17 protein-coding genes are annotated in these 17,259 nt (G+C 69.3%); 13 read left to right on the top strand and 4 right to left on the bottom strand.

Features of this window, described 5'->3' with window-relative positions:
• Positions 1-38: 38 nt before the first annotated feature.
• The gene (locus EZ216_RS11185) at positions 39-926 is read right to left on the bottom strand and encodes a LysR family transcriptional regulator (protein WP_135249851.1); all 888 of its coding nucleotides are present in this window, start codon (positions 924-926) and stop codon (positions 39-41) included.
• A gap of 75 nt (positions 927-1,001) precedes the next feature.
• Here EZ216_RS11185 and EZ216_RS11180 point away from each other — a divergent pair, with 75 nt between their 5' ends.
• Genes EZ216_RS11180 through EZ216_RS11170 form a run of 3 tightly spaced genes read left to right on the top strand, consistent with a single transcriptional unit; the run spans position 1,002 to position 2,747 of the window.
• Positions 1,002-1,427, top strand: a complete 426-nt coding sequence (locus tag EZ216_RS11180) for a DoxX family protein (RefSeq protein WP_135249850.1) — start codon at positions 1,002-1,004, stop codon at positions 1,425-1,427.
• Positions 1,428-1,467: 40 nt separating this feature from the next.
• On the top strand, positions 1,468-2,082 hold the full coding sequence (gstA, locus tag EZ216_RS11175) for a glutathione transferase GstA (protein ID WP_135249849.1): 615 nt from the start codon (positions 1,468-1,470) through the stop codon (positions 2,080-2,082).
• Between the two features lie 2 nt (positions 2,083-2,084).
• The gene (locus EZ216_RS11170) at positions 2,085-2,747 is read left to right on the top strand and encodes a glutathione S-transferase family protein (RefSeq protein WP_135249848.1); all 663 of its coding nucleotides are present in this window, start codon (positions 2,085-2,087) and stop codon (positions 2,745-2,747) included.
• 15 nt (positions 2,748-2,762) lie between these two features.
• Here EZ216_RS11170 and EZ216_RS11165 read toward each other — a convergent pair whose 3' ends face one another.
• Together EZ216_RS11165 and EZ216_RS11160 are read right to left on the bottom strand one after the other, a co-directional pair.
• On the bottom strand, positions 2,763-5,141 hold the full coding sequence (locus tag EZ216_RS11165; protein WP_135249847.1) for a DUF1631 family protein: 2,379 nt from the start codon (positions 5,139-5,141) through the stop codon (positions 2,763-2,765).
• A gap of 115 nt (positions 5,142-5,256) precedes the next feature.
• On the bottom strand, positions 5,257-7,446 hold the full coding sequence (locus tag EZ216_RS11160; RefSeq protein ID WP_135249846.1) for a malate synthase G: 2,190 nt from the start codon (positions 7,444-7,446) through the stop codon (positions 5,257-5,259).
• 268 nt (positions 7,447-7,714) lie between these two features.
• Between EZ216_RS11160 and EZ216_RS11155 the strand changes: the two genes are divergently transcribed.
• Positions 7,715-8,647 carry a LysR family transcriptional regulator gene (locus tag EZ216_RS11155; RefSeq protein WP_135249845.1) on the top strand — a complete coding sequence of 311 codons (933 nt, stop codon included), beginning with the start codon at positions 7,715-7,717 and terminating at the stop codon, positions 8,645-8,647.
• A complete protein-coding gene (locus EZ216_RS11150; protein ID WP_135249844.1) occupies positions 8,644-9,102 on the top strand; it encodes a DUF2214 family protein in 459 nt (152 codons plus the stop codon). Before EZ216_RS11155 ends, EZ216_RS11150 begins: the two co-directional genes overlap by 4 nt.
• Positions 9,103-9,132: 30 nt before the next feature.
• Here EZ216_RS11150 and EZ216_RS11145 read toward each other — a convergent pair whose 3' ends face one another.
• Positions 9,133-9,357 (bottom strand): PsiF family protein, encoded by a 225-nt coding sequence (locus EZ216_RS11145; protein ID WP_135249843.1) that lies wholly within the window; start codon positions 9,355-9,357, stop codon positions 9,133-9,135.
• Positions 9,358-9,491: 134 nt separating this feature from the next.
• On the opposite strand from EZ216_RS11145, the gene argS reads away from it, so the two are divergent.
• From argS to EZ216_RS11105, 8 genes are all read left to right on the top strand, one after another.
• Positions 9,492-11,165, top strand: coding sequence for an arginine--tRNA ligase (argS, locus tag EZ216_RS11140; protein ID WP_135249842.1), 1,674 nt, complete (start codon positions 9,492-9,494; stop codon positions 11,163-11,165).
• Positions 11,162-11,788, top strand: coding sequence for an SPOR domain-containing protein (locus EZ216_RS11135; RefSeq protein ID WP_239024348.1), 627 nt, complete (start codon positions 11,162-11,164; stop codon positions 11,786-11,788). The genes argS and EZ216_RS11135 overlap by 4 nt, the downstream gene beginning before the upstream one ends.
• Positions 11,789-11,853: 65 nt before the next feature.
• Positions 11,854-12,504 carry a thiol:disulfide interchange protein DsbA/DsbL gene (locus EZ216_RS11130; protein WP_135249841.1) on the top strand — a complete coding sequence of 217 codons (651 nt, stop codon included), beginning with the start codon at positions 11,854-11,856 and terminating at the stop codon, positions 12,502-12,504.
• A 143-nt stretch (positions 12,505-12,647) separates the two neighbouring features.
• The gene (gene lptA / locus EZ216_RS11125) at positions 12,648-13,268 is read left to right on the top strand and encodes a lipopolysaccharide transport periplasmic protein LptA (RefSeq protein ID WP_135249840.1); all 621 of its coding nucleotides are present in this window, start codon (positions 12,648-12,650) and stop codon (positions 13,266-13,268) included.
• Positions 13,265-14,059, top strand: coding sequence for an LPS export ABC transporter ATP-binding protein (gene lptB, locus EZ216_RS11120; protein ID WP_439126732.1), 795 nt, complete (start codon positions 13,265-13,267; stop codon positions 14,057-14,059). Before lptA ends, lptB begins: the two co-directional genes overlap by 4 nt.
• A 22-nt stretch (positions 14,060-14,081) precedes the next feature.
• Entirely contained in the window at positions 14,082-15,641 is a 1,560-nt protein-coding gene (locus EZ216_RS11115) for an RNA polymerase factor sigma-54 (protein ID WP_135249839.1), read from the top strand.
• 4 nt (positions 15,642-15,645) lie between these two features.
• Positions 15,646-16,866, top strand: a complete 1,221-nt coding sequence (locus EZ216_RS11110) for a THUMP domain-containing class I SAM-dependent RNA methyltransferase (protein WP_135249838.1) — start codon at positions 15,646-15,648, stop codon at positions 16,864-16,866.
• A complete protein-coding gene (locus EZ216_RS11105) occupies positions 16,847-17,257 on the top strand; it encodes a putative toxin-antitoxin system toxin component, PIN family (protein WP_135249837.1) in 411 nt (136 codons plus the stop codon). The genes EZ216_RS11110 and EZ216_RS11105 overlap by 20 nt, the downstream gene beginning before the upstream one ends.
• The last annotated feature ends 2 nt before the right edge of the window (positions 17,258-17,259 follow it).

Raw genomic sequence — 17,259 nt, 5'->3', positions numbered from 1 at the left:
CCCGGCAGTTTAGCCAGCGGGAAGTTCCTTCGACGGGCTCAGGGCAGGCGGATGGCTTCGCCCAGGTGCTGGTACACGGCCGCGATGCGCCGCAGGTGGCGCGACTCGGGATGCGCCAGCAGCCACAGCAGCGACTCGCAGCCTTCCAGCGGATCCGACAGCGGCTGCAGCTGCGGCGCGACGTCCAGCATGAAGAGCGGCACGATGCCAACGCCCAAGCCCGCCTGGATGCCGTCGACCACCCCATTGATGCCGTCGACCAGATGGCGCGGCGTGACCTTGGGCAGGTGCCTGCGGCGCCAGCGCACCGATGGGTGCTCGGGCATCGAGTCGTCCGGCGCGACCCAGTCCAGCTCCGCCAGCGGCCTGGCCTTGCGCGTGCCGCGCCCCTTCGGCCCGCACACCACGAAGTGGATGGTGCCCACCTGCCGCCCGACCAGGTGCTCCGGCGGCTTGGGTGTCGCGCGCAACGCGATGTCCGCGTCCCGCCGCGTCAGGCTCATCAGCTCGTTCGTGGCGCGCAGCTCCAGCTGCAGCAGCGGATGTTCGCGTGCCAGTGCCGGCAGGCAGGGCAGCACCACGCCGCGCAGCACCGAGTCGGTGGTGGTGAGCCGCACGCGCCCGGAGACCGGCGCGCTGGAGCCGGAAGCTGCCGCGCGCGCCGCCTCCAGTTCGGCCTCGATGCGCTCGGCGTGCCGCGCCACCTCGCTCGCCGCTTCCGTGGGCAGGTAGCCCTGGCGCGTGCGCTCGAAGAGCCGGCGCCCCAGTTGCTTCTCCAGCCGCTGCAGGTTGCGGAACACGGTGGACGGATCGCTGGCACTGCGCTGCGCGGCCTGCGCCAGCGTGCCCCCGCGTACCAGCGCCAGCACCACCTGCAGATCGGCGGCCGTCAGGTCGTATTGCGGATTTGCAATGGACGTTTTCATGATCGCTTATTTTCATTGCGATATCGCAATCCTACAGTCCGTCCACCACAACTCGCATCCCGGAGATTTCCCGCCATGTCCGCCATCCCCGCTTTCCCACAACCCGCTTCGCCGCTCGGTCCGGTGCTGCTGCGCGCCGGCCTGGGCGCCATGTGGATCTCGCACGCGCTGCTGAAGGTGCTGGTCTTCACGCTGCCCGGCGCCGCGAAGTTCTTCGACTCGGTGGGCCTGCCGGGCATCCTGGTGCACCCCGTCGTCGCCGCTGAACTGCTCGGCGGCGTGGCCATCCTGGCCGGCTTCTACGGCCGCCAGGTCTCGCTGCTGCTCATGCCCATCCTGGCTGTCGCCGCCTGGGTGCACTGGCCCAACGGCTGGGTGTTCACGTCCGCCAACGGCGGCTGGGAATACCCCATGTTCCTGCTGGTGATGTCGGCCGTGCATTGGCTGGTGGGCGACGGCGCCTATGCCGCCCGCCGCAGCCCGCTGCTCGTGCCGGCCTGATCGCCGTCCTCTCACCCATCGTTTCTTCCAAGGAAAGACCATGAAGCTGTATTACTCCCCTGGCTACTGCTCGCAGGCCGTGCACATCGCGCTGCGCGAAAGCGGCATGCCCTTCGACCTGCGCAAGGTCGACACCATCGCCGGCACCGTCGAAGACGGCGGCGACTGGAAGGCGATCCAGCCGCGCAACTACGTTCCCATGCTGGAGCTGGACGACGGCAGCCGGCACACCGAAGTCGCGGCGCTGCTGCAGTACGTGGGCGACGCCGCCCCCGCCACCGGGCTCATGCCCCTGCCTGGAAGCCGCGAGCGCTTCGAGGTGCTCCAGTGGCTGACGTTCATCTCGAGCGAGGTGCACAAGACTTTCAGCCCCTGGCTGTTCCACAAGGAAACGGCGGACAGCACGCGCAAGGAATGCAAGGACAAGATCGACCGCCGCTTCCGCGACCTCGATCGCCGGCTGGCCGGCCGCGAGTGGCTGGTGGGCGCCCGGTTCACCGTGGCCGACGCCTACTGCTTCACCATCGTGAGCTGGGCGCCGATGCTGGGCATGTCGCTGGCCGCCTGGCCCAACCTCGCCGCGCACCTGGAACGCGTGAAGGCCCGTCCCGCGGTGCGCGCGGCGCTGCAGGCCGAAGGCTTGCTCAAGGCCTGACCATGGAACTCACGCTCGTCAGCCACCACCTCTGCCCGTACGTGCAGCGCGCGGCCATCGTGCTGGCTGAAAAGGGCGTGCCGTTCGCGCGGCGCTGGGTCAACCTGGGCAACAAGCCGGACTGGTTCCTCGCCATTTCGCCCCTGGGCAAGACGCCGGTGCTCGTGGCCGACGGCGAGCCGGTGTTCGAGTCGGCCGTCATCTGCGAGTACCTGGACGAGGTGCATGCGCCGCGCCTGCATCCGGAAGATGCGCTGCAGCGCGCGAAGCACCGCGCGTGGATGGCTTTCGGCTCGGACGTGCTGGACACCATCTGGCGCTTCTACACCGCGCCGGACGACGCGGCGTTGCAGTCGCAGCGCGAGGCGCTCGTCGCGCGCTTCGCGCAACTGGAGCAGGCGCTGCATCCGCAGGGGCCCTGGTTCGCAGGCGGAACATTCGGCATGGTCGATGCGGTCTTCGGTCCCGTGTTCCGCTATTTCGACACCTTCGAATCGTTCGGGGAAACGGGCTTCTTCGAACGCACCCCGCGCATCCGTGCCTGGCGTGCGGCATTGGCGCAGCGGCCTTCGGTGCGGCACGCCGTGACGGAGGACTACCCGCAGCGGCTGCGCACCTTCCTGGTCGAGCGCAACAGCGCGTTGTCGCGCCGCATCCCGGCGTGAACCGCGGCCGCGGCCTCAGGCCGCGATGGCCTCGGGCACCGGCTGCGCCAGCGCATCCAGCGCGGGCCTCACCACCTCGCCGGTGTCCACCAGCCGCAGCATGCGCGTGGCCACCAGCCGCAGCAGGCTGCGCTTGGTCATCGAATGCGGCGCGCGGCCTTCGCTCACGAACATGAACAGCGTGCCGCGCGTGCCGCTCCAAACCAGCTGCGCGCGGCGCCATTTCTGCCGCGAGTACAGGTCCACCCAGCTGCCGTCCTGCAGCGCAGCGACGATGGCTTCGGCGTCCTCGTCGCGCAACGGCTGCGCGGGCGCATCGTCGTCCACGTGCGGGAACAGCGGCGCGTAGTCGCTGGGCACGGTGTCGTTGAAGCCGCACACCTGCAGTTCGCCCGGCGCCAGCCACATGTCTTCGCCGGCGCGCGGCTTCTGCGCGGCGGCGGGCTCCAGTTCGTCGTCCACCGGCCCCAGCGTGGGCGGCGAAGGCCAGGCCTGCTGGCGGCTGCGCGCGCGCAGCTTCATCACCGGCCGGTGCAGCTTCTCCAGCGCGGAGAAGAAGGACGCGCTCTCATGTTCCGGATGCCCGATCAGCGTGAGCCCCTCGCGCACCTTCACCAGCACGCGCGGGATGACCTCGAATGCATGCGCGGGGTCGCGCAGCAGCAGCTCGCGCTTGCTGCTCCACAGCAGATGCGACACCACGGCGAGGAAACCGCCGGGGTCCACCGCGCCCGCGGCGTTGGACATCCGCGCGTGCGCCAGCACCAGCGACCAGGTGGAGAACAGGAAGTCCTGCACCAGCGCGGGCGAGCCTTCCAGGTCGGTGCGGTGGCTCAGGTCCCAGGCGATCTGCTCGGCGTCGGCCTGGCGGCGTTCGGCGAACTTCACCGCCTCCATCACGCGGCCGCATTCTTCTTCCTGTGCGCGGTCCTGCTGTTCCCAGGCCTCTTCCAGCGCGGCCAGCGCCACCTCGAACGGCGAGGGATCCTCGATCGACTCCAGCCGGTTCAGCCGGTTGAACGCCTTGCGCACCGGCTCGTAGAACGTCTCGAACGCGGTGTCGGTTTCGTCGTTGTACTGGAAGCTGCGCACCGCCACCGACTCCACCAGCAGGCGGGCCGGGTGCTCGGCGTTGCCGAAGAACTGCGGCGCGTGCATGGCCAGGCGGGCCAGCGCGGGTTCGAGCGCGACGATGGCTTCGCGCACGGCGGGCAGCAGCCGCTGGTCCTGCGCGACTTCGTCCACCAGCTGCCGGACGACTTCCAGGCCCATGGCCTGGCCGACCTGCTGGGCCTGCTGCTTCAGGCGCGTGCGGACCAGCGAACGCTGGCGCGGCGCGGCGAACGCGCCCCATCGTTCGGCACTCAGCGCGGTCTCGGTGCCCAGCGTGACGGAAGGGCGGTCTTCCGGCGCCAGGTGCGCGTGCAGGCGCGGGTCTTGCGGCGCGGGTCCGGGTTCGTCGGCACGCGCTTCCAGCGCGGCGAGTTCCTCCTGCACGCGCTGGTAGTAGCCGGCGTCCAGTGGCTGGTGCACGGGCAACCGCCTGGCGGCATCGGCGCCGCCGCGCAGGAAGTCGCGCACCACCGGCCCGCGCAGCGCGCTGAACGCGTTGTGCAGCCAGTGCGAAACCTGCGCGACTGACCAGCCGGGCGAAGCGGGCGCGGCGCCACCGACGCCGTCCTGGTTGGCGGCAGGGCCGAAGCCGCTGGACGTGCTGGGTTCCAGCGGCGCGGGCCGCGACGCGCGGCTTTCCGGCGCGGCCACGACGCGGTAGTCCGCCGCGCGTACGCCGGCGCGCGTGAGCAGCTTGCTCGAAGCCAGGTACAGCTGCGACAGGTCGTGCGCCAGCGGCTCGGCCATGAAGCGCATCCACAGCGCCATCCACGCCGGCGACTGCTGCGCCGATTCCGCCATCAGCTTGCGCATCGCGCCCGCGATGACTTCGGGGCGCAATGGGTTGCGGTCGGATTGCACGCCATCGAGCCCGAGCGCCGCCGTCATCAGGGCATCGAGCTCCGCCAGCGGCTGCTCCACCAGCGGCAGCAGCAACTGCGCGAGGCGCGAGGTGTCCACCGACTGCGCCATCTCGGCGTCGTCCACCAGCGACAGCGACGAATGGCGCAGCGGCGTGGCCGGGTCCGACTTGGGCGGCGCGGCCGATTCAAGGACCTGCCGCAGCAGGCGGGGGAAGGTGTCGTGCCACTGCTTCTTCAGCCGCAGCAGCTCGCGGCCGGCGGCCTGGAGCTCGCGCCAGTCGGCGGAGCTGCCCGCCTGCGCCAGGGCTTCCTGGTCGAGCGCTTCGGCCGCCTTTTCGGCGGCGCGCTCGGCCATGCGCGCGGCGCGGGCTACGGCTTCGTTGATGCAGGGGCGAACGACGGCGGGCAGGTCGGCCATGGTCCGGGCATCGGAACACAGCCGGGCTGAATGGCTGTGCCAGCCATGCACGGTTTCACGGACTGATTCAGTCCGTTACAGGTGTTGCTGCAATGTCATGCAGCCCAGCAACACATCAGCTGCGCGCGGCCTTCACCTTCAGGCGCCAGGCGTGCAGCAGCGGCTCGGTGTAGCCGGAAGGCTGCTCCTTGCCCTTGAACACCAGGTCCAGTGCAGCGCGGTAGGCGTACGACGTGTCCCAGTTCCCCGCCATCGGTTGGTACAGCGGGTCGCCCGCGTTCTGCTTGTCCACCACCGCCGCCATGCGCTGGAAGGTTTCGTTCACCTGTTCCTTCGTCACCACGCCGTGCTGCAGCCAGTTGGCGATGTGCTGGCTGGAGATGCGCAGCGTGGCGCGGTCTTCCATCAGGCCCACGTTGTGGATGTCGGGCACCTTGGAGCAGCCCACGCCCTGGTCGATCCAGCGCACCACGTAACCGAGGATGCCCTGCACGTTGTTGTCCAGTTCCTGCTGGCGCTCCTGCGCGGTCCACTTGGCTTCGGCGACGACCGGCACCGTGAGCAGGCCCGTCAACAGGTTCTCGCGTTCGGCCGCCGCATCGGTCTTCTCCAGCTCCTTCTGCACCGCGGCCACGTCCACCTGGTGGTAGTGCAGCGCGTGCAGCGTGGCGGCGGTGGGCGAGGGCACCCAGGCGGTGTTGGCGCCGGCCTTGGGGTGCGCGATCTTCTGTTCCAGCATCGCCGCCATCAGGTCGGGCATGGCCCACATGCCCTTGCCGATCTGCGCGCGGCCGCGCAGGCCGCAGGCCAGGCCGACCAGCACGTTGTTCTTCTCGTAGGCCTGGATCCAGGCGCTGGTCTTCATGTCGCCCTTGCGGAACATCGGGCCCGCCAGCATGGCGGTGTGCATCTCGTCGCCGGTGCGATCGAGGAAGCCGGTGTTGATGAAGGCCACGCGCGAGGCGGCTTCGGCGATGCACGCCTGCAGGTTCACGCTGGTGCGGCGTTCCTCGTCCATGATGCCCAGCTTCACCGTGTTGGCCGGCAGGCCCAGCATCTGCTCCACGCGGCCGAACAGCTCCACCGCGAACGCGACTTCGCGCGGGCCGTGCATCTTGGGCTTCACGATGTAGACCGAGCCGGTGCGCGAATTGCGGATGCGGCCTTGGCCTTTCAGGTCGTGGATGGCGATGGCCGTCGTGACCACCGCGTCCAGGATGCCCTCGGGGATCTCCTTGCCGCCGTCCCACAGGATGGCCGGGTTGGTCATCAGGTGGCCGACGTTGCGCACGAACAGCAGCGAGCGGCCATGCAGCGTGAGCTTGCCGCCCGCGGGCGCGGTGTATTCGCGGTCCAGGTTCAGGCCGCGCGTGAAGGTGCGGCCGCCTTTGGAAACCTGCTCGGTGAGGTCGCCCTTGAGGATGCCCAGCCAGTTACCGTACGCCAGCACCTTGTCTTGCGCGTCGACGACGGCGACCGAGTCTTCCAGGTCCAGGATGGTGGAGAGCGCGGCTTCCATCGCCACGTCGTACACGCCAGCTGCATCGGTGCTGCCGATCGCCTTCTGGCGGTCGATGAGGATGTCCAGGTGGATGCCGTTGTGCTTGAGCAGCACCGACGCGGGCGCTTCCGCGGCGCCGCGGAAGCCCGCGAACTGCGCCGGGTCCTTCAGGCCCGTGCTCGTGCCGCCTTTCAGGCCGACCACCAGCTTGCCATCCTGCACGCTGTACGCCGTCGAATCGGCATGCGAGCCGTTCGCCAGCGGAGCGGCCTGGTCCAGCACATTGCGTGCGTACTCGATCACCTTGGCGCCGCGCACCTCGTTGTAGCCCGGGCCTTTCTCGGCGCCGCCGGTTTCGGGGATGGCGTCGGTGCCGTACAGCGCGTCGTACAGCGAACCCCAGCGCGCGTTCGCCGCATTCAGCGCGTAGCGCGCGTTCAGGATCGGCACCACCAGCTGCGGGCCCGCCTGGATCGCAAGTTCCGCATCGACGTTGGTCGTGGTGGCCTTCGCGCCGGCGGGCACGGGCACCAGATAGCCGATCTGCTCCAGGAAGGCGCGGTAGCCCTTCATGTCCTGGATCGGGCCCGGGTGCTGCTGGTGCCAGCGATCCAGTTCCGCCTGCAGGCGGTCACGCTCGGCGAGCAGGGCGGCGTTCTTGGGGGCCAGGTCGTGCACCAGCGCATCGAAACCTTTCCAGAACGCGGCGGCCTCGACGCCGGTGCCGGGCAGCACTTTGTCCTCGATGAAGCGGTGCAGCTCGGTGGCGACCTCGAGGCGGTGGGCGGACGTGCGGGCGGTCATGGGAACGGGCTCCTTGCGAATCGGCGAAACGGCAGACGGCCGCCAATGCGGCCGGGTCAGCGCGTGACTGTATTCGAACCCTGTCTCTGCGTTTAGGCGGCGCGCAGTGATTTGATTCTGAACTTTTGTGAGTTGAATGCCGTCTTCTGTCGACTCGCGGCGCCTATTGCGCGCGGTGAGCGCCGCCGTCGCTTCAAAATAACTCAGCAGTAAATCTCGGCCGAAAACTGGCCTATTCCAAACTTGCGTCCGCATAATTCGCCTTGGCATGGACAAACTCAAGCAGCTCGAGTCTTTCGTCTCGGTGGCCACCCGCGGCAGCTTGACGGCGGCCGCGAAAGCCGAAGGCGTGGCGCCGGCCATCATGGGCCGGCGGCTGGATGCGCTGGAGGAACGGCTGGGCGTGAAACTGCTCGTGCGCACCACGCGCCGGCTGACCTTGACGCACGAAGGCAGTGCCTTCCTGGAAGACTGCCAGCGCCTGCTGGCGGACATCAGCAACGCCGAAGCCAGCGTGATGGCCGGAGGCGTGAAAGCCAGCGGCCACCTGCGGCTCACCGCGCCGGCCGGGTTCGGCCGCCGCCATGTCGCGCCGCTGGTGCCGCGTTTCCGCGAACTGCACCAGGATGTGACGGTGTCGCTCAACCTCAGCGATCGCGTGGTGGACCTGGCGGCCGAAGGCTACGACTGCGCGGTGCGCGTGGGCGACCTGCCCGACTCTTCGCTCGTCAGCGTGCGGCTGGCGGACAACCGGCGGCTGTGCGTGGCGACGCCCGCCTACCTGGAGCGGCACGGCACGCCCGAGCACCCCAACGACCTGTCGCGCTTCGACTGCCTCATCCTGTCGAGCGACGCGTCGCAGGTGCGCGGCTGGGCCTTCAGCGTGCCGAAAGGCGAAGGCCGCGACGTCTTCCACTTCCGCCCCGGCGGTCCGCTGGACTGCTCCGACGGCCAGGTGCTGCACGACTGGTGCCTGCGCGGCTGGGGCATCGCCTGGCGCAGCACCTGGGAAGTGGAAACCGACCTGCAGGCCGGCCGGCTGGTGGAGGTGCTGGCCGATTTCGCCGCGCCGCCCAACGGCATCTACGCCGTGTTCCCGCAGCGCAAGCACCTGCCGGTGCGCGTGCGCCTGTGGATCGAGTTCCTGAAGGAACACTTCGGCCAGCCCGAGTTCTGGCGCCGCACGCCCGCCACCGGATGACCACCGAAGCCCTGCTCGCCTACGCCCACCTGCTGGCCATCCTGACCCTGGTGGTGTTCGTCGCCAGCGAAGCCGCGTTGTGCCGGACCGAGTGGCTGAACGCCGCCGTGGTGGAGAGGCTGGTGGTGGTGGACCGTGTCTACGGCATCGCGGCCATGGCCGTGCTGGCCACGGGCGCGGCGCGCGTATTCCTGGGTGCCAAGGGCGCCAGCTGGTACGGCCACAACTGGCTGCTGTGGGCCAAGCTGGTCATGTTCGCGATCGTCGGGCTGATGTCGATCGGCCCGACCCTGCGCTTCGTCGCGTGGCGCAAGGCCCTGCGCGCGGACGGCAGCCTGCCCGGCGCCGGGGAAGTGCGAAACGTGCGCCGCCAGGTGATGCGCCAGGCGCACCTCATCCCGCTGATCCCGCTGGCGGCGACGTTCCTCGCGCGCGGGTTCGGCGCGATGGGCTGACGCCGCGGGCGCGTACCCGCGGCCGCCGCGTCAGGCCTTCTTCCTGAGGCAGTCGCTCATGAAGGCCTTGCGCTCGTCGCCCTTGAGGCCCTTGGCCTTGGCATCGGCGCTGCAGGTCTTCATGCGGTTGGCCTGCGTGTGCTTGCCTTCTTCATGCTTGGCGTCGTCGTGCTTGTCGCCCGCATGGGAAGCGGCGTGAGCCGTGCCGAACGCGAGAGCCAGACCGATGGCGGCGGCGAGGGTGAGCTTGTGCATGGTTTCCTCCTGAGTCGTTAAGGACCGCCTTTGTAGAGCGCTGCCCGGCACGGACGCGTCCCCTCGTGGTGGGAGGGCGCCCTCCGGATGACCGAGGAAAAAAGCATTCCCGGCCCGTTCCTTAAAATCCCGCGATGCTCCTCGTGAAAGAAGAACTCCTGGGCGCGCTGGCGTCCGGGCTGGACAAGCTGTCGCCGGGCGCGGGCGCGAAAGCCGCGTTCGAGTCGCCCAAGGCGGCGGCGCATGGCGACCTGGCATGCACCGCGGCCATGCAGCTGGCCAAGCCGCTGAAGCTGAACCCGCGCCAGCTGGCCGAGTCGCTCAAGGCCGACCTGCTGGCGTCCCCCGCCTTCCAGCGCTGGGTGGACGCCATCGAGATCGCCGGCCCCGGCTTCCTGAACATCCGCCTCAAGCCGGCTGCCAAGCAGCAGGTGGTGCGCGAAGTGCTGGAAGACGGCGCCCGTTTCGGCAGCTGCGCCGCCAACGGCCGGCGCGTGATCGTGGAATTCGTGTCCGCCAACCCCACCGGCCCGCTGCACGTGGGCCACGGCCGCCAGGCCGCGCTGGGCGACGCCATCTGCAACCTGTACGCGTCGCAGGGCTGGGACGTGTACCGCGAGTTCTACTACAACGACGCCGGCGTGCAGATCGGCACGCTGGCCACGTCGACGCAGCTGCGCGCCAGGGGCTTCAGGCCGGGCGACGCGCAGTGGCCCGAGGCCGCGTACAACGGCGACTACATCCAGGACATCGCCAACGACTTCCTCGCGAAGAAGACGGTGAAGGCCGACGACCGCGAGTTCACTGCGTCCGGTGACGTCAACGACCTGGACGGCATCCGCCAGTTCGCCGTCGCCTACCTGCGCCACGAGCAGGACCTGGACCTGCAGGCTTTCGCGGTGAAGTTCGACAACTACTACCTCGAGTCCAGCCTGTACGCCACGGGCAAGGTGGACGACACCGTCAAGCGCCTGGTGGCCGCCGGCAAGACCTACGAGCAGGACGGCGCGCTGTGGCTGAAGTCCACCGAGTACGGCGACGACAAGGACCGCGTGATGCGCAAGTCCGACGGCACGTACACCTACTTCGTGCCCGACGTTGCGTACCACATCGGCAAGTGGGAGCGGGGCTTCCCCAAGGCGGTGAACATCCAGGGCACGGACCACCACGGCACCATCGCGCGCGTGCGCGCGGGCCTGCAGGCCGCGGGCGTGGGCATCCCGCAGGGCTTTCCCGACTACGTGCTGCACACCATGGTGCGCGTGATGCGCGGCGGCCAGGAAGTGAAGATCAGCAAGCGCGCCGGCAGCTACGTGACGTTGCGCGACCTGGTGGAGTGGACCAGCAAGGACGCGGTGCGCTTCTTCCTGCTGTCGCGCAAGCCGGACACCGAGTACGTGTTCGACGTCGACCTGGCGCTGGCGCAGAACAACGACAACCCCGTGTACTACGTCCAGTACGCGCACGCGCGCATCTGCTCCGTGCTGGCGGCGTGGGGTGGCGACGCGAACACCTTGAAATCGGCCGACCTGTCGGCGCTGGACAGCCCGGCCGCGTTGTCGCTGATGCTGGCCCTCGCGAAATATCCCGACATGCTGACGTCCGCCGCCGCCGATTTCGCCCCGCACGACGTGACGTTCTACCTGCGCGAACTCGCCGGCGCCTACCACTCCTACTATGATGCCGAGCGCATCCTGGTGGACGACCCGCGCGTGCGCGATGCGCGGCTGGCCCTGGTGGCCGCCACCGCACAGGTGCTGCGCAACGGCCTGGCGGTGCTTGGCGTCGGTGCCCCGGAGAAGATGTGAGCAATTCCTTGAACAAGCAGCGCGGCAACATCCTGGTGGGCATCGTCATCGGCGTGGTGCTGGGCCTCGGCGCGGCACTGGCGGTGGCGGTGTACGTCACCAAGGTGCCCATCCCCTTCGTCACCAAGAACCCGGCCCGCACGCCCGACCAGGACGCGGCCGAGTCGCGCAAGAACAAGGACTGGGACCCCAACGCGCCGCTGTACGGCAAGAACCCGGCCAGGCCACTGCCGCCCGCGCCCGCAGCTTCCGCCGCCTCCGGCGCGGCTTCGGCCCCCGTGGCGGCCACGCCCGACAGGCCCGCTTCCGCGCCGCGCGCGCCAGCCGCCAGCGCCGACCCGCTGGGCGACCTCGCCGCGGCCCGCTCGGCCACGCCGGGCGCCGATCCCTTCTTCTACTTCGTGCAGGTGGGTGCTTTCCGCACCCCCGAGGACGCCGAAGCGCAGCGCGCCAAGCTGTCCCTCATGGGCGTGGAAGCCAAGGTCACCGAGCGCGAGCAGTCCGGCCGCCAGGTCTTCCGCGTGCGCGTCGGCCCGTTCGAGAAAAAGGACGAGGCCGAGAAGAACAAGGAAAAGCTCGAGTCGGTGGGCCTGGAAACCGCCCTGGTGCGCGTGCAGCGCTGAGCCAATCGAGCGGAACCTTCGGCTACCGATGCGCTCAGACCCATCCTCAAGGAGAAAAACCCGACATGAACCGACGTGAGTTTTCAGTGGGCACGGCCGCCGTGGTGGCCGCCGCAGGGCTGGGCCTGCCGCACCTGGCCTGGGCGCAGAAGAAGCCCGAGGACGGCAGCGACTACAAGACGCTGGACAAGCGCGTTCCCGTGGAGGCCCCCGCCGGCAAGATCGAGGTCGTGGAATTCTTCTGGTACAGCTGCCCGCACTGCAACGCCTTCGAGCCGCAGCTGGAAGCCTGGCAGAAGAAGCTGCCGGCCGACGTCGTGCTGCGCCGCGTGCCCGTCGCCTTCCGCGACGACTTCGTGCCCCAGCAGCGCCTGTTCTACACGCTGGAAGCGCTGGGCAAGGTTGACCAGATGCAGCTGAAGGTGTTCAACGCCATCCACGTCGACAAGCAGCCGACCGCGAAGGAACCCGAGATCCTGGCCTGGGCCGAGAAGAACGGCTTCGACAAGGCCAAGTTCCAGGAGATCTACAACTCGTTCGCCGTCTCCACCAAGGCCCGCAAGGCCACGCAGCTGCAGGATGCGTTCAAGGTGGAAGGCGTGCCCGCGCTGGGCATCGCCGGCCGCTGGTACACCGACGGCACGATGGCCGGCAGCATGCCCAAGGCGCTGCAGGTCACCGACTACCTGATCGCGGAAGCGCGCAAGAGCAAGTGACGCCCGCAGCCCACGCATCGCGTGGGCCCGTGGCATCCTGCCGCTGTCAAGCGATACCGAGGATTCCGAGCCCGCTTCGGCGGGCTTTTCCTTTGGGGGCGCGAGCCTGATCGCTACAATGCATCAGCAAGATTCATGCCGCTATGAAACCAGCCTTTCGCGCCACCCTGCTTGCCCTCGGGCTGGCATCCGTCCTGTCCGCATTCGCGGAGAAGGCGGACCGCAACCAGCCGATGAACGTGGAGGCGGATGCGCTGCGCTATGACGACCTGCGCCAGACCAGCGTCTTCAGCGGCCGCGTGGTGCTGACCAAGGGCACCATCCTCATCCGTGGCGCTCGTGTCGACGTGCGCCAAGATCCCGAGGGCTACCAGTACGGCGTGGTCACGGCCGAGCCGGGCCAGCGCGCGTTCTACCGCCAGAAGCGCGAGGGCGTGGACGAGTACATCGAAGGCGAGGGCGAAGTCATCGAATACGACGGCAAGGCCGACCGGGTGAAGTTCATCCGCCGCGCCGAGATGCGCCGCTACCGCGGGGCCAACCTCACCGACGAGATGGTGGGCAGCCTGATCACCTACGACAACCCCACCGACGTGTTCACCGTCGACGGCGGCCCCACTTCGCCCAACGCGGGTGGGCGCATCCGGGCGGTGCTGTCGCCCAAGGACGCGGCGTCGGCGCCGGCCAACGGCGCGCCCCGTCCCGGCGCCGCTCCGCCCGCGCCGCTGCGCCCCAGCGCCACGCTGGGCGGGGAGCGCAAATGAAGGTGGATCCCGCCGAGGCGGCCGCTGCGGCCGCCGCCCCCGGCATGGCGACCAGCCGGCTGGAAGCCCGGCACCTGCAGAAGACCTACGGCAGCCGCAAGGTCGTCAAGGACGTCTCGCTGGGCGTGAACAACGGCGAGGTGGTGGGCCTGCTGGGGCCGAACGGCGCGGGCAAGACCACCTCGTTCTACATGATCGTCGGCCTGGTGCGCGCCGACGCCGGCGAGATCTCCATCGACGGCCGGGCGGTGGAACACATGCCCATCCACCGCCGCTCGCGCCTGGGCCTGTCGTACCTGCCGCAGGAAGCTTCGATCTTCCGCAAGCTGAACGTGGCCGACAACGTGCGCGCGGTGCTGGAACTGCAGCGCGACGCCGACGGCCGCTCGCTGACGCGCGACACCATCGAGGAGCGCCTCACCGCGCTGCTGCAGGACCTGCGGGTGGACCACCTGCGCGACTCGCCGGCGCTGGCGCTGTCCGGCGGCGAGCGCCGCCGCGTGGAGATCGCCCGCGCGCTGGCCACCCAGCCGCGCTTCATCCTGCTGGACGAACCGTTCGCCGGCATCGACCCCATCGCGGTGATCGAGATCCAGCGCATCATCGGCTTCCTGAAGTCGCGCGGCATCGGCGTGCTGATCACCGACCACAACGTGCGCGAAACGCTGGGCATCTGCGACCACGCCTACATCATCAGCGACGGCCACGTGCTGGCGCAGGGCACGCCGGCCGAGATCGTGAACAACGCCGACGTGCGCCGCGTGTACCTCGGCGAGCACTTCCGGATGTAGGGATGGTTCCGGAGCTGTACCCATGAAGCAGGGGCTCTCGCTTCGGGTCTCGCAGCACCTGGCGCTGACGCCGCAGCTGCAGCAGTCGATCCGGCTGCTCCAGCTGTCCACGCTGGAACTGTCCCAGGAAGTCGAGCAGATGCTCGGCGACAACCCCTTTCTCGAAGTCGCGCAGGAAGAGGCGCCGCGCGAGGAATTCGGCATCGCGCAGGCCGACACACCTGCGGCCGACTCGGGCGAGGAAGCGCAGGAGTTCTCCTCGTTCGAACCGGGTGAGCGGGCCACGTCGTCCAGTGCCGACGAAGGCGAGGCCGCGCCCGCGGAAGCACCCAGCGACTGGGAAGGCGACGGCAGCACAGAAGTCGTGCCCGACGACGGCGAGTGGGGCGGTGACGCGCAGCCCCGCAAGAACAACCTGGGCGGCGACGATGAAGTCGATGCCGCCGACCTGGCGCACCCGCACGAATCGCTGCAGGACCACCTGCATCGCCAGGTGCTGGCGCTTCGCCTCACCGAGGAAGACCGCGCGGCGCTGCGGTTCCTGATCGAGTCGCTGAACGACGACGGTTACCTGGAAGACACGCCGGAAGCGCTGGCTGCGGGCCTGGCGCCTGACGATGTCGAGCAGCAGGAAGAGCTGGTGCACCGCTTCACCGTGGCGCTGCGCCTGCTGCACCACCTGGAGCCCGCGGGCGTCGGCGCGCGGTCGCTGGCCGAATGCCTGACGCTGCAGCTGCTCGCACGCCAGTCGGACTGCGACGGCGACGGCGACGAGGCGTGCGCCACCGCGCTGGCGATCTGCCGCCACCCGATGGACCTGCTGGCGCGCCGCGACGTGAAGCGCCTGGCGCAGCTTTGCGCCGGGACCGAAGCGCGCATCCGCGCCGCGATGGCGCTGATCACGCGCCTGGAACCCAAGCCGGGCCGCCGCTTCGTGAACGTCGAGCGAAACATCGTCGTGCCCGACGTGCTGGTCAGCAAGGTCGGCCGCGGCGGCCAGTTCCGCTTCCGCGTGCAGCTGAACCCCGACGTCATGCCGCGGCTGCGCGTGCACGACATCTACGCCGGCGCGCTGAAGGCGCACAAGGGCGAGGGCCACCAGGCGCTGCAGCAGCGCCTGCAGGAAGCGCGCTGGTTCATCAAGAACATCCAGCAGCGCTTCGACACCATCCTGCGCGTGTCCAACGCCATCGTCGAGCGGCAGAAGAACTTCTTCGTGCACGGCGAGCTGGCCATGCGCCCGCTGGTGCTGCGCGAGATCGCCGACGAGCTGGGCCTGCACGAGTCCACCATCTCGCGCGTGACCACCGCCAAGTACATGTCCACGCCATTCGGCACCTTCGAGCTGAAGTACTTCTTCGGCTCGGCGCTCGGTACCGAGACGGGCGGCAACGCTTCGTCCACCGCGGTGCGTGCGCTGATCCGCCAGTTCGTCTCGGCGGAAGACGGCAAGAAGCCGCTGTCCGACAGCCAGATCTCCGAGATGCTGAAGGAACAGGGCATCGAGTGCGCGCGCCGCACCGTCGCCAAATACCGCGAAGCGCTGCGCATCGCACCAGCCAACCTGCGCAAGGCGCTCTGACCACTTGTCCACCCTACAACTGTTCCTGCCTTGCGCCGCCGGCGTCGAAGGCTTCCTCGCGGACGAAGTGCACCGGCTCACCGGGCTGGCGGGCGACGACCTGCTGGTCGGCCGCGCCGGCGTGATGCTGCGCGCTTCGTGGCGCGATGCGCTGAAGCTGAACCTGCACAGCCGCCTGGCGCAGCGCGTGCTGGTGCAGCTGTCGCAGACGCCGTATCGCGCCGAGCAGGACCTGTACGAAGCCGCGCGTGCCGTCGCCTGGGACGCGTGGTTCACGCCGCGCCAGAGCTTCAAGGTGGAAGTGACGGCGCAGCACAGCCCGCTCAAGAGCCTGAACTTCGCCACGCTGCGCATCAAGGACGCGGTGGCCGACCGCTTCCGCGACCGCGGCGGCGTGCGGCCCGATGTGGACACGCAGCGGCCCGACGTGCGCGTGTTCGCGCACCTCACCTCCACGCACTGCACCATCTACATCGATACCTCGGGCGAGCCCCTCTTCAAGCGCGGCTGGCGCGAAGACAAGGGCGAGGCGCCGCTGAAGGAGACGCTGGCTGCCGCGATGCTGGCCGCCAGCGGGTGGGATGCGAAAACCCCGCTCTACGACCCCTGCTGCGGCAGCGGCACCATCGCCGTCGAAGCCGCGCAGATCGCCTGCGGCATCGCCCCCGGCGTGCAGCGGCGCTTCGGCTTCGAGCGGCTGGCGGCCTTCCAGTCGCACGTCTGGCAGCAACTGCTGGAGGAAGCGAAGTCACTGCAACACGAATCCACGGCGGAGGTGTTCGGCAGCGACGTCGCTTTCCGCATGGTCGACTTCGCCAAGCGCAATGCCGAGCGCGCCGGTGTAGGCGCCGTGGTGCAATTGCGCGGCGGCGATGCGCTGCAGCGCATGCCCCCGTGCGACCGCCCCGGCGTGATGCTGGTCAACCCGCCCTACGGCGAGCGCATCGGCACGGCCGGCGTCGCGGGCCAGACGCAGCGCGGCCGCGAGCGCGCGCAGACCGATGGCGCGGAAGACTTCTTCGTGCAGCTGGCCGCGCACTGGAAGAAGCACTACGCGGGCTGGACCTCGTGGGTGCTGACGCCCGACCTGAAGCTGCCTTCGCGCATGCGGCTGAAGGAATCGCGCCGCGTGCCGATGTGGAACGGCCCCATCGAATGCCGGCTGTTCCGCTTCGACATGGTTTCCGGCTCCGCCCGCACCCGCGATGCTGCCGCTGGTGCTTGACACCAACATCGTGCTGGACGCCTACGTCTTCGCGGACGAGGCGGCCCGGCCGTTGCGCGCGCAGCTGGACGCGGGCCACTGGCGCTGGCTGGCGACGGCCGCGATGCGCGAGGAACTGCGCCGCGTGCTGGACTACCCGCAGCTGGCGCCGCGACTGGCTTTCCACGGGCTGCAGTCCACCGACGTGCTGCTTCACTTCGATTCGCGCACCAGTGTCGTGGACACCGCGCCCAAGGCACCGGTGACCTGCAAGGACCCGGACGACCAGAAATTCATCGACCTGGCCGTCGCGCACGGGGCGCTGCTGCTGTCGAAGGACCGCGCGGTGACTTCGATGCGCAAGCGGCTGGCGCTGCACGGCGTCGTGGCCGCGACCGTGCTGCCCGCCTGAAG

The sequence above is a fragment of the Ramlibacter humi genome (genome assembly GCF_004681975.1).
Classification (GTDB): Bacteria; Pseudomonadota; Gammaproteobacteria; order Burkholderiales; family Burkholderiaceae_C; genus Ramlibacter; species Ramlibacter humi.
Note: the sequence above shows the minus strand (reverse complement) of the source record. Positions and strands in the feature narration are given on the sequence as shown.

Bases quoted from the DNA above. Each gene is read 5' to 3' on its own strand.
- EZ216_RS11185 (WP_135249851.1), bottom strand. From the start codon at position 926: ATGAAAACGTCCATTGCAAATCCGCAATACGACCTGACGGCCGCCGAT.
- EZ216_RS11180 (WP_135249850.1), top strand. From the start codon at position 1,002: ATGTCCGCCATCCCCGCTTTCCCACAACCCGCTTCGCCGCTCGGTCCG.
- gstA (WP_135249849.1), top strand. From the start codon at position 1,468: ATGAAGCTGTATTACTCCCCTGGCTACTGCTCGCAGGCCGTGCACATC.
- EZ216_RS11170 (WP_135249848.1), top strand. From the start codon at position 2,085: ATGGAACTCACGCTCGTCAGCCACCACCTCTGCCCGTACGTGCAGCGC.
- EZ216_RS11165 (WP_135249847.1), bottom strand. From the start codon at position 5,141: ATGGCCGACCTGCCCGCCGTCGTTCGCCCCTGCATCAACGAAGCCGTA.
- EZ216_RS11160 (WP_135249846.1), bottom strand. From the start codon at position 7,446: ATGACCGCCCGCACGTCCGCCCACCGCCTCGAGGTCGCCACCGAGCTG.
- EZ216_RS11155 (WP_135249845.1), top strand. From the start codon at position 7,715: ATGGACAAACTCAAGCAGCTCGAGTCTTTCGTCTCGGTGGCCACCCGC.
- EZ216_RS11150 (WP_135249844.1), top strand. From the start codon at position 8,644: ATGACCACCGAAGCCCTGCTCGCCTACGCCCACCTGCTGGCCATCCTG.
- EZ216_RS11145 (WP_135249843.1), bottom strand. From the start codon at position 9,357: ATGCACAAGCTCACCCTCGCCGCCGCCATCGGTCTGGCTCTCGCGTTC.
- argS (WP_135249842.1), top strand. From the start codon at position 9,492: ATGCTCCTCGTGAAAGAAGAACTCCTGGGCGCGCTGGCGTCCGGGCTG.
- EZ216_RS11130 (WP_135249841.1), top strand. From the start codon at position 11,854: ATGAACCGACGTGAGTTTTCAGTGGGCACGGCCGCCGTGGTGGCCGCC.
- lptA (WP_135249840.1), top strand. From the start codon at position 12,648: ATGAAACCAGCCTTTCGCGCCACCCTGCTTGCCCTCGGGCTGGCATCC.
- lptB (WP_439126732.1), top strand. From the start codon at position 13,265: ATGAAGGTGGATCCCGCCGAGGCGGCCGCTGCGGCCGCCGCCCCCGGC.
- EZ216_RS11115 (WP_135249839.1), top strand. From the start codon at position 14,082: ATGAAGCAGGGGCTCTCGCTTCGGGTCTCGCAGCACCTGGCGCTGACG.
- EZ216_RS11105 (WP_135249837.1), top strand. From the start codon at position 16,847: ATGCTGCCGCTGGTGCTTGACACCAACATCGTGCTGGACGCCTACGTC.